This window comes from Kitasatospora sp. NPDC101176, from assembly GCF_044768035.1.
Taxonomy (GTDB): domain Bacteria; phylum Actinomycetota; class Actinomycetes; order Streptomycetales; family Streptomycetaceae; genus Kitasatospora.
Map to the genome: position 1 here is coordinate 434584 of NZ_JBIWPA010000004.1, position 9124 is coordinate 443707.

The 9124-nt window shown below is 72.2% G+C and carries 7 protein-coding genes and 1 pseudogene; all 8 read right to left on the reverse strand.

All coding sequences use genetic code 11. From position 1 onward, the window contains the following. Positions 1–313: 313 nt before the first annotated feature. Positions 314–2092 carry an ABC transporter ATP-binding protein gene (locus ACIRS1_RS09655; RefSeq protein ID WP_402838186.1) on the reverse strand — a complete coding sequence of 593 codons (1779 nt, stop codon included), beginning with the start codon at positions 2090–2092 and terminating at the stop codon, positions 314–316. A gap of 21 nt (positions 2093–2113) precedes the next feature. Further along, positions 2114–3334 (reverse strand): ketosynthase chain-length factor, encoded by a 1221-nt coding sequence (locus ACIRS1_RS09660; protein ID WP_402838188.1) that lies wholly within the window; start codon positions 3332–3334, stop codon positions 2114–2116. Further along, entirely contained in the window at positions 3331–4605 is a 1275-nt protein-coding gene (locus ACIRS1_RS09665; protein ID WP_360223255.1) for a beta-ketoacyl-[acyl-carrier-protein] synthase family protein, read from the reverse strand. Before ACIRS1_RS09665 ends, ACIRS1_RS09660 begins: the two co-directional genes overlap by 4 nt. Next, entirely contained in the window at positions 4602–4928 is a 327-nt protein-coding gene (locus tag ACIRS1_RS09670) for a TcmI family type II polyketide cyclase (protein ID WP_360223258.1), read from the reverse strand. Before ACIRS1_RS09670 ends, ACIRS1_RS09665 begins: the two co-directional genes overlap by 4 nt. Positions 4929–5336: 408 nt before the next feature. Continuing rightward, on the reverse strand, positions 5337–6317 hold the full coding sequence (locus tag ACIRS1_RS09675) for an ABC transporter permease (protein ID WP_402838190.1): 981 nt from the start codon (positions 6315–6317) through the stop codon (positions 5337–5339). Beyond that, entirely contained in the window at positions 6304–7107 is an 804-nt protein-coding gene (locus ACIRS1_RS09680) for an ABC transporter ATP-binding protein (RefSeq protein WP_402838192.1), read from the reverse strand. Before ACIRS1_RS09680 ends, ACIRS1_RS09675 begins: the two co-directional genes overlap by 14 nt. Continuing rightward, the gene (locus ACIRS1_RS09685) at positions 7104–8294 is read right to left on the reverse strand and encodes an aliphatic sulfonate ABC transporter substrate-binding protein (RefSeq protein WP_402838194.1); all 1191 of its coding nucleotides are present in this window, start codon (positions 8292–8294) and stop codon (positions 7104–7106) included. The genes ACIRS1_RS09680 and ACIRS1_RS09685 overlap by 4 nt, the downstream gene beginning before the upstream one ends. 104 nt (positions 8295–8398) lie before the next feature. Next, positions 8399–9124, reverse strand: a pseudogene (locus tag ACIRS1_RS09690) (hypothetical protein); the annotation flags it as partial.

Consider the following 9124-nt stretch of genomic DNA (forward strand, 5'->3'; position numbering starts at 1 on the left):
CGGACGGCTCACCCGCGGCCGTGCTCGTGCCGGAGCGGACGGCTCGCCCGCGGCCGCGGCGGGGACGGTGCGGCCGGCGGCCGGGCGACGGACGACGGGTCGCTTCTCGACGGGTGCCGCACCGCCCCCGCGGTCCCACGGCACGGGGGTGGCCCCACCCGACGGCCGGGCCGGGGGCGCCGGCACGGGACGACGGGACGGGCGCCGTGACGGGACGGCGCCACGGCGGGACGACGGGACGGCGCCACCGGGAACCCTCCCGGTGGCGCCGTCCCGTCGTCTCGGTGCGGGCCGCGCCCTTGCGGGCGCCGGCTCAGGCGACCGCCATCTCGGTGTCGCGGTTGACGAGCGCCGCGTAGTGGCCGCCGAGGGCGAGCAGTTCCTCGTGGGTGCCGCGCTCGGCGACCCGGCCGCCCTCCAGCACGACGATCTCGTCGGCGTCGCGGATGGTCGACAGCCGGTGGGCGACCGTGATGGTGGTCCGGCCGGCGCTCGCCGCGTCGATGGCCTCCTGGACGGCCTGCTCGGTCTGGGTGTCGAGCGCGCTGGTGGCCTCGTCGAGCACCAGGATGGGCGGGTTGCGCAGGATGGCCCGGGCGATCGCCAGGCGTTGCTTCTCCCCGCCGGAGAAGCGGTACCCGCGCTCGCCGACGACCGTGTCGTAGCCGTCCGGCAGGGACATCAGGTAGTCGTGGATGTGGGCGACCCTCGCCGCCGCGACGAGCTCCTCGTCGGTCGCGGCGGGCTTGGCGAAGCGGAGGTTGTCGGCGACGGTGGCGTGGAACAGGTAGGTCTCCTGGGAGACCACGCCGACCGCGGCCGAGAGCGTCCCGAAGGACAGGTCGCGCACGTCGACGCCGTCGATCGTGACGGTGCCGGTGGTCGCGTCGTACAGGCGCGGGATGAGGTAGCTGAGGGTGGTCTTGCCCGAGCCGGTCTCCCCGACGATGGCGAGGCTGCGCCCGGCCGGGACGGTCACGTCGACGCCGTCCAGCGTCGGCCGCTCCGCCCCCGCGTAGGAGAAGCCCACCCCCCGCAGGCGGACCTCGCCGCGCAGCACCGCCGGCTCGACGGGCCGCTCCGGCTCGGCGACGTCGACCGGCAGGTCGAGGTACTCGAAGATCCGCCCGAACAGCTCGAGCGAGCTCTGGATGTCCAGCCCGATGGTGAGCAGCCGCTGGGCCGGGCGGAACAGGCTCTGCTGCAGGGTGGTGAAGGCGACCAGGGCGCCGAGGGAGATGGCCATCCGGCCGCCGTGCGAGGTCAGCCCCGCCACCCAGTAGATCACCGCGGGCATGGAGGCCATCACGATCCAGATGGTGGACTGGTACCAGAGGCCGGCCGTGCTGGCGCGCACCTCGATGCCGGTGAGCTTGCGGGACTGCTGGGCGAAGTTGTCGCTCAGCGACCGTGACCGGCCCATGGTGTGGCCGAGCATGATCCCGCTGACCGAGAGCGACTCCTGCACGATCGAGGAGAGTTCGGAGAGCTGGTGCTGCCGCTCCCGGGAGATGACGCGGCGCTCGTCGCCGACGTGGCGGCTGACCCAGACGAACCCCGGGAGCATGACCAGCGAGGCCAGCGTCAGCCGCCAGTCGAGCAGGACCATCGCGGTGGTGGTGGCGATGACGATCGTCAGGTCCGACACCAGCGCGGTGGCGGTGGTGGTCACGGTGACCTGCATCCCGCCGATGTCGTTGGCGATGCGGGACTGCACCTCGCCGGTGCGGGTCCGGGTGAAGAAGGCCAGCGACATGCGCTGGAGGTGGGAGTACACGGAGGTCCGCAGGTCGTGCATGACCAACTGGCCGACCTTGGCGGACACGTGGGTCTGCCAGACGTTGAACGTGCTGGTGGCGATCGAGACGAAGATCATGCCGAAGGCGAGGAGCGACAGCAGCCCGGTTCTGCCCTGCGGCAACGCCACGTCCATGATCTCGCGGATCAGGAAGGGGTTCACGAGGGAGACCAGGGACGAGCCCGCGACCAGGGACGAGACGAGTAACAGGTTCTTCCGGTACGGGCGGAACAGCCTGAGGATGCGTCTCTTCTGGACGGAAGGCTGAGCGGTGGACGACCCGGTGGTGCTCACCCTGGTCTCCTTCTCTTGTGGTCAGTTCCAGTCGACGGAACGCAGGACGAGGGCGGAGTTGAAGCCGCCGTGGCCCCGGGCCAGGACGAGCGCCGTGGTCACGGGCGCGTGCCGCGGCTCGGTGACCAGATCGAGGTCGTAGTCGGGGGAGGGGGTGACGTTCGCGGTCGGCGGGATCACCCCGTCGCGCATGGCCAGCAGGGCGGTGGCGACGTCCAGCGGGGCGGCGCCCGACCCGAGCCGGCCGGTCATCGTCTTGGGCGCGGTGACGGGGACCGCCCGGGGCCCGAAGAGCCCGGTGATCGCCGCGGCCTCGATCCGGTCGAGCTCCGGGGTGGCGGCCGCGTCGGCGAAGACGACGTCGACGTCGCCCGGCGACAGGCCCGCGTCGTCGAGCGCGATCTCGATCGCCTTGCGCAGGGTCGGCTCCCGGCCGCTGTCCGGGCCCGGGTCGAAGGTCGCCCCGTAGCCGCTGATCTCGCCGTACACCCGGGTCGCGCCGCGCCGGCGGGCGGCCTCGGCGTCCTCCAGGATCAGCAGGGCGCCGCCCTCGCCGACCACGTGCCCGGTGGCGTCGGCGTCGAAGGGGAGGTAGGCCCGCTCGGGGCGCTCCTCGGTGGTCATCCTCCCGGTGGTGAGCTGGGCCGCCCAGCCCCACGGGCAGATGGCGGCGTCGACGCCGCCGGAGAGGATCAGGTCGCTGCCCTTGCGGATCAGCCGGCGTGCGTGGGCGAGGGCGTCGAGGCCGCCGGCCTGGTCGCTGACGACCACGCCGCTGGGGCCGCGCATGCCGTGCCGGATGGAGATCTGGCCGGTGTTCACCGCGTAGAACCAGGCGAAGGACTGGTAGGCGCTGACGTACTGGCTGCCCTGGCTCCACAGGTTCTGGAGCTGGTCCTGGCCGAACTCGAAGCCGCCGGAGCTGCTGGCGGTCATCACGCCCATGCCGTACTCGTCGGCCGCCTCCGTGCACACCCCGGCGTCGGCCAGGGCGTGCTCGGCGCCGACGAGGGCGAGCTGGGTCATCCGGTCGGTCTGCGGGATGAGCCGGCTCGGCAGGTGTTCCTGCACGGTGAAGCCGTCCACCTCGCCGGCGAGCTTCGACGGGTACTGCTCGGGGTCGAAGCGCTTGATGCGGCCGATGCCGCTCCGGGACGCGCGGGTGGCGTCCCAGTAGTCGTCCACGCCGAAGCCGTTCGGGGAGACGACGCCGATGCCGGTCACCACGACCTGGGTGCTCATGCCGCGGTGCCCCTGTCCGGTCGGGCGAGGACCATCGCGCTCTGGAAACCGCCGAACCCGCTGCCGACCGTCAGCACCGTGTCGGTGTGCCAGTCGCGCGCGGTCAGCGGCACGTAGTCGAGGTCGCACTCGGGATCCGGCTTGTGCAGGTTCGCTGTCGGGGGCACCACGTGGTTCTCCATGGCCAGGACGGATGCGGCGATCTCGATCGAGCCGATCGCGCCGAGCGAGTGGCCGACCATCGACTTGATCGAGCTCACGGGGGTACGGCGGGCGTGGTCGCCGAGGCTGCGCTTGAAGGCGCTGGTCTCGTGACGGTCGTTCTGCTTGGTGCCCGAGCCGTGCGCGTTGATGTAGTCGACGGCCTCGGGGTTCAGCCGGGCCTCGTCCAGCGCGACCCGGATGGCCTCGGCCATCTCGCGGCCGTCGGGGCGCAGCCCGGTCATGTGGAAGGCGTTGCAGCGGCTGGCGTAGCCGGCGATCTCGGCGTACACGTGGGCGCCGCGCCGGCGTGCCGACTCCAGCTCCTCCAGGACGAACATCGCCGCGCCCTCGCCCAGGACGAAGCCGTTGCGGGTGAGGTCGAACGGCCGGGAGGCGTGCTCGGGGTCGTCGTTGCGCGGGGTGGTGGCCTTGATCGCGTCGAAGCACGCCACGGTGATCGGCGAGATCGGCGCGTCGCTGGCACCGGTGATCATCACGTCGACCGAGCCGTCGCGGATCAGTTCGGCCGCGTAGCCGACCGAGTCGATGCCGGAGGTACAGCCGGTGGAGACCACGGTCGAGGGGCCCTCGGCGCCGACCGCCCAGGCGACCTCGGCGGCGAAGGAGCTCGGGACGAAGTAGTTGTAGAGGTGCGGGACGGCGTACTCGTGGTCGACCAGGCCGAGCCGGCCGCCGTCGCTGACCACCCGGTACTCCTCGTCGAGGCCCATGGTGGCGCCCACGGCGCTGCCGACCGCCACGCCGACCCGGTGCGGCGCGAGGCCGGGCAGGTCCAGGCCGCTGTCCGCGAGCGCCTCGCGGGCGGTGACCAGGGCGAACTGCGCGGCGCGGTCGGTGCGCCGGATCTCCTGCGGGCCGAGCCCGTGCTCCCACGGGTCGAAGTCGACCTCGGCCGCGACGCGCGAGCGGAACGGCGCCGGGTCGAAGAAGGTGATCCCCCTGGTCGCCGTGCGGCCCTCGCTGAGCAGGCTCCAGAAGTTCTTCGCGCCGATTCCCCCCGGTGCCACCACCCCGACGCCGGTGATGACCACCCGCCGGCCCGTCATTCGGACTCCCAGGTGTAGAACCGCTGGGCCATGGCGTCCGCGGGGGAGCGCCAGGTCGACGGGTCGTAGGCCTGGATGAACGGCTTGAGGTCGTCGCTGATGCGGACGAAGCGCGGGTCGCCCTTCGCCTGCTCGATGAGCCGGCCGCCGTTGTCGTCCTCGAAGTCCTGGAGATGGAAGTACAGCCCGTTGTACATGAAGAGCTGACGTCGCCGAGTCCCCATGCGATGCGGCATCTCGGTCTCGTCGAAGGCGCTGAAAAGCCGAGCCACCTCAGCGCTCGAACGAGGGTCCATCTTGGCCACTATTAGATTGCTGTGCATTTGACCGCCTCCTCAGGGGGTTTACCGGGACTACCGCAGATCCTTGACCAGCGCCGCCCACCGGGCGAGCTCCTCATCCGACAAGGGGGGCAGACAGGGCTGGTCGGCAGGTGGGATTCTGAGGTCCCGCCATTCGTAGGGGGGACACACTCCGGTCGCCGCCCGCCCCATCCACATCAGGCCCTCGGCGAAGTTCTTCCATAGGGATCGCAGGACGGACCTGGGTCTCGCGCCCATGTCAATCTCCAATCATCGGGGAATATCGCCCATCGCCACGATGGGTGAAGCCCCTCAAGGGGGGGTCGGGAGGGCATCGAATTCCACTGGAGTGCGCGATGGGACGGGAAAAGGGCGGTTCCGTGGCGGAACCGCCCTTTCCGGTGTGGCCGGGGGGGGGATGGTGAGGCGTCAGTGCGAAGCGGCCAGCAGCCCGCGGTTGCGCAGCACCCGGCGCTCCAGCGGGGTGAAGACCAGCAGGTCGATGGCGACGCCGACGACGAGGATCAGGACGATGCCCAGCAGCACGCCCGCCATGTCCGAGAACTCGCGCTGGTTCTCCAGGTACCGGCCCAGGCCCAGGCCGAGGTCGGGGGAGGAGGCGATGAGCTCGGCGGCCATCAGCGAGCGCCAGGAGAAGGCCCAGCCCTGCTTGAGGCCGGCCAGGTAGCCGGGCAGCGCGGCCGGCAGCAGCACGTGCCGGGCGCCGCGGGCGCCGGTCGCGCCGAGCGTGCGGCCGGCGCGCAGCAGCAGCGGCGGCACCTGGTCGACCCCGGCGATCAGGCCGTTGGTGATCGAGGGCACCGCACCGAGCAGGATCACCGCGTACATGGCCGCGTTGTTGATGCCGAGCCAGATGACGGCCGCGGGCACCCAGGCGACCGAGGGCAGCGACTGGAGGCCGGACAGCACCGGGCCGACGGCGGCCCGCAGCGGCCTGACCTGCGCGACGAGCAGACCGATCGGCGTGCCGATCAGCACGGCCGTCAGGAAGCCGGAGACGCCGCGCCAGACGCTGGTCCAGATGATCGAGAAGAGCGTGCCCCGGTCCCAGAGGTCGGTGAGCGAGTGCCAGACGTCGGCCGGGCTGGGCAGCTTGTCCGGGGTGGTCAGGTGCAGGCCGTAGGCGAGCTGCCAGAGGCCGAGGACCAGGGCGACCCCGAGCAGCGGCGGCAGCACCCGCTGACGCAGCCGGCGGCCGATCGGGGTGCGCTGCGCCGGGGCGGTCTCCAGCGCGTCGAAGCCGGCCACGACGCCGGCGGCGTCGGTGGCCGGGTCGCCCGGTACGGCGGGTGCGGAGGTGCCGCCGGCGCGGCCGGCTCCCCCGGCGGGTCCGCCCGGCCGGGGGAGCCGGCCGGGGAGGGCGTCGGGGAGGATGTCAGTGCTGGCCATGGCGGCGGATCTCCCCACGTAGGTGTTCGGTGATCTCGATGGACAGGTCGGACACCCCGGCGGACTCGATCCGGCGGGGCTGCGGCAGGTCGATCCGCCACTCGCGGGCGACCCGGCCCGGGCGGGAGGAGAGCAGCACGACGCGCTGACCGATCCGCACCGCCTCGCGCACGTTGTGGGTGACGAACAGGACGGTGAGCCGCCGTTCGGTCCAGATCCGGATGAGCTCCTCGTGCAGCAGGTCCCGGGTGATGGCGTCGAGCGCGGCGAAGGGCTCGTCCATCAGCAGCACCTTGCTGCCCTGGGCGAGGGCGCGGGCCATCGCGACGCGCTGGCGCATGCCGCCGGACAGCTCGTGCACCCGCTTGTGGTGGGAGCCGTCGAGGCGGACGAGTTCCAGCAGGCGTTCGGCCTCGGCGCGGCGTTCGGCGCGCGGGACGCCGGCGAGCTTGAGGGCGAGTTCGATGTTGCGTCCGGCGGTGAGCCAGGGGAACAGCGCGTGGTCCTGGAACATCAGGGCGGGGCGGCCGCCGGGCACCTCGATGCTGCCCGCGGTGGGCCGGTCGAGGCCGGCCACCAGGTTGAGCAGGGTGGACTTGCCGCAGCCGGAGGCGCCGAGCAGGGTGACGAACTCGCCGGGCGCGACGTCGAGGGTGATGTCGTCCAGGACGGGGGCGGCGGCGCCGGGGCGGCCGAAGGCCTTGGAGACGTGCGAGATCCGGACGGCCGCGGTCTCCCGCGCGGCGCCGGCGCCGGGGGCCTCCGCCGGGCCGGTCAGCGCGGTGCTCACGGGGTGCCGAGCCCGGCGTCGGCGGTGGCCGGCCGGCCCGCCGCGGCGAGCACCTTGTTGAGCAGGGTGAGGTCGTAGATGCCCTTCAGGTTCGGCCCCGCGCCAGCGGAACCGGATGTGGGCAGTTTGAGGAGGCCGGCGGTGACGGCGTGGTCGGCTTCGGCCTGGAGGGTGCCGGCGAGGGGGTCGTCGAGGAAGTCGATGTCGGCCCAGGCGGGGTCGAGGACGGCCGGTTCGAGGGCGTTGCCGGCTTCCTTCCTGATGGCCTCGTTGGCGTCGGCCTTGGCCTTGTCGGGGTTGGCCTTGATGAAGGCGTTGGTGGTGACGGAGCCGCGCAGGACGGCTTCGACGACGTCGGGGTGTTCGGTGAGGAACTTCTGGCTGACGATGAGGTTGGTGATGACGAACTTCTTGTCGGGCCAGACGTCCTTCTCGTTGAGGAGGACCTTGGCGCCGAGGGTGACGAGCTTGGAGGCGGTGGGTTCGGGGACCCAGGCGCCGTCGATGGAGCCCTGCTTGTAGGCGTCGGGGGTGACCTTGTTGTCGGTGCGCACGACGCTGACGTCGCCGGCGCCGGAGCTGGCGTCGACCTTGTAGCCCTTGCCGGCGAGGTAGTCGAGGAGGGCGACGTCCTGGGTGTTGCCGAGTTGGGGGGTGGCGATCTTCTTGCCCTTGAGGTCGTCGAGGGTGGAGATCCTGTCGGGGTTGACGACGAGTTTGACGCCGCCGGAGGCGGAGCCGCTGATGATCTTGAGGGATTTGCCGTCGGACTTGGTGTAGCCGTTGATGGCGGGGGAGGGGCCGATCCAGCCGATGTCGATGGAGCCGGCGTTGAGGGCCTCGATCTCGGCGGGGCCGGCGTTGAAGACCTGGGTCCTGATCCGGGTGGCGCCGAGTTCCTTCTGGTAGAGGCCTTCCTGGAGGCCGACCAGGGCGGTGCCGTGGGTGAGGTTGGCGAAGTAGCCGATCTTCACGGTGTCGGCGGAGAGCTTCGCGCCGGAGGCACTGGAGGCGGCGTCACCCGCGGCGGCGGGCTTCTCGTCGTCGGCCTTGGCCCCGTAGCCGCAGGCCGACAGCAGCCCGGCGGCGGTCAGCACCGCGACGCCCGCCGCGGCCGCTCGTGCGCCCCGGTCGCGGCCCGTCCGGCGGGGCTTCGGGGTGGGGGAGGACCCGGAATGGGCTGCCATGCGCGTCGTCCTGTTCGTCGGTGGGAGTCGGTGGAGGTGGTGCGTCACGGGGTGCCGGGCGCACCGGGCCGCCCCGTCCGCGCCCGGCACCGCCCCGCCGGGCGTCAGGCCCGGTCCTCCCCCGCGGGCTCGGCGGTGCGTACGGTCGCGAAGGCCTCGCCCGCCATGCCGGCGGTGAGGGTGGTGCCGTCGGCCGGGTCGATCAGCAGGAACGATCCGGTGCGGCGGTTGTCGGTGTAGGGGTCGAGGGCCAGCGGCTCGGCGGTGCGCAGCAGTACGTGGCCGATGTCGTTGACGTCCAGTCCGTCGGCGCCGGAACGCTGTTGGAGCGTGTCGATGTCGATCCGGTAGGAGATCTCCTTGACGAGTGCGCGGACGGTGCGGGTGGTGTGCTTGAGCAGCACCTTGTCGCCGGCGCGCAGTGGTCTCTCGTGCAGGTGACACACCGTCGCCGTGATGTCCCGGGTGACCCGGGGTTGGCTACCGGCCGCGATCAGGTCGCCGCGGGAGACGTCGAGGTCGTCGGTGAGGCGGACGGTGACGGACTGCGGCGCCCAGGTGAGGTCGGCCTCCCGGCCGAGTGCGTCGATGCCGGCGACGGTGGTGGTGTGGCCGGAGGGCTGGACGGTGACGGTGTCGCCGACGCGCAGGACGCCGGAGGCGAGCTGGCCGGCGTAGCCGCGGTAGTCGGGGTGGTCCTCGGTCTGCGGGCGGATGACGTACTGGACGGGGAAGCGGGTGGGTTCGGCGCTGGGGTCGCTGCCGACCGGGACGGTCTCCAGGTGCTCCAGCAGGGTGGGGCCGCCGTACCAGTCCATGTGGGCGGAGGG

Coding starts and splice junctions, on each gene's coding strand:
- ACIRS1_RS09685 (WP_402838194.1), bottom strand. CDS start 8,294: ATGGCAGCCCATTCCGGGTCCTCCCCCACCCCGAAGCCCCGCCGGACG.
- ACIRS1_RS09660 (WP_402838188.1), bottom strand. CDS start 3,334: ATGAGCACCCAGGTCGTGGTGACCGGCATCGGCGTCGTCTCCCCGAAC.
- ACIRS1_RS09675 (WP_402838190.1), bottom strand. CDS start 6,317: ATGGCCAGCACTGACATCCTCCCCGACGCCCTCCCCGGCCGGCTCCCC.
- ACIRS1_RS09665 (WP_360223255.1), bottom strand. CDS start 4,605: ATGACGGGCCGGCGGGTGGTCATCACCGGCGTCGGGGTGGTGGCACCG.
- ACIRS1_RS09670 (WP_360223258.1), bottom strand. CDS start 4,928: ATGCACAGCAATCTAATAGTGGCCAAGATGGACCCTCGTTCGAGCGCT.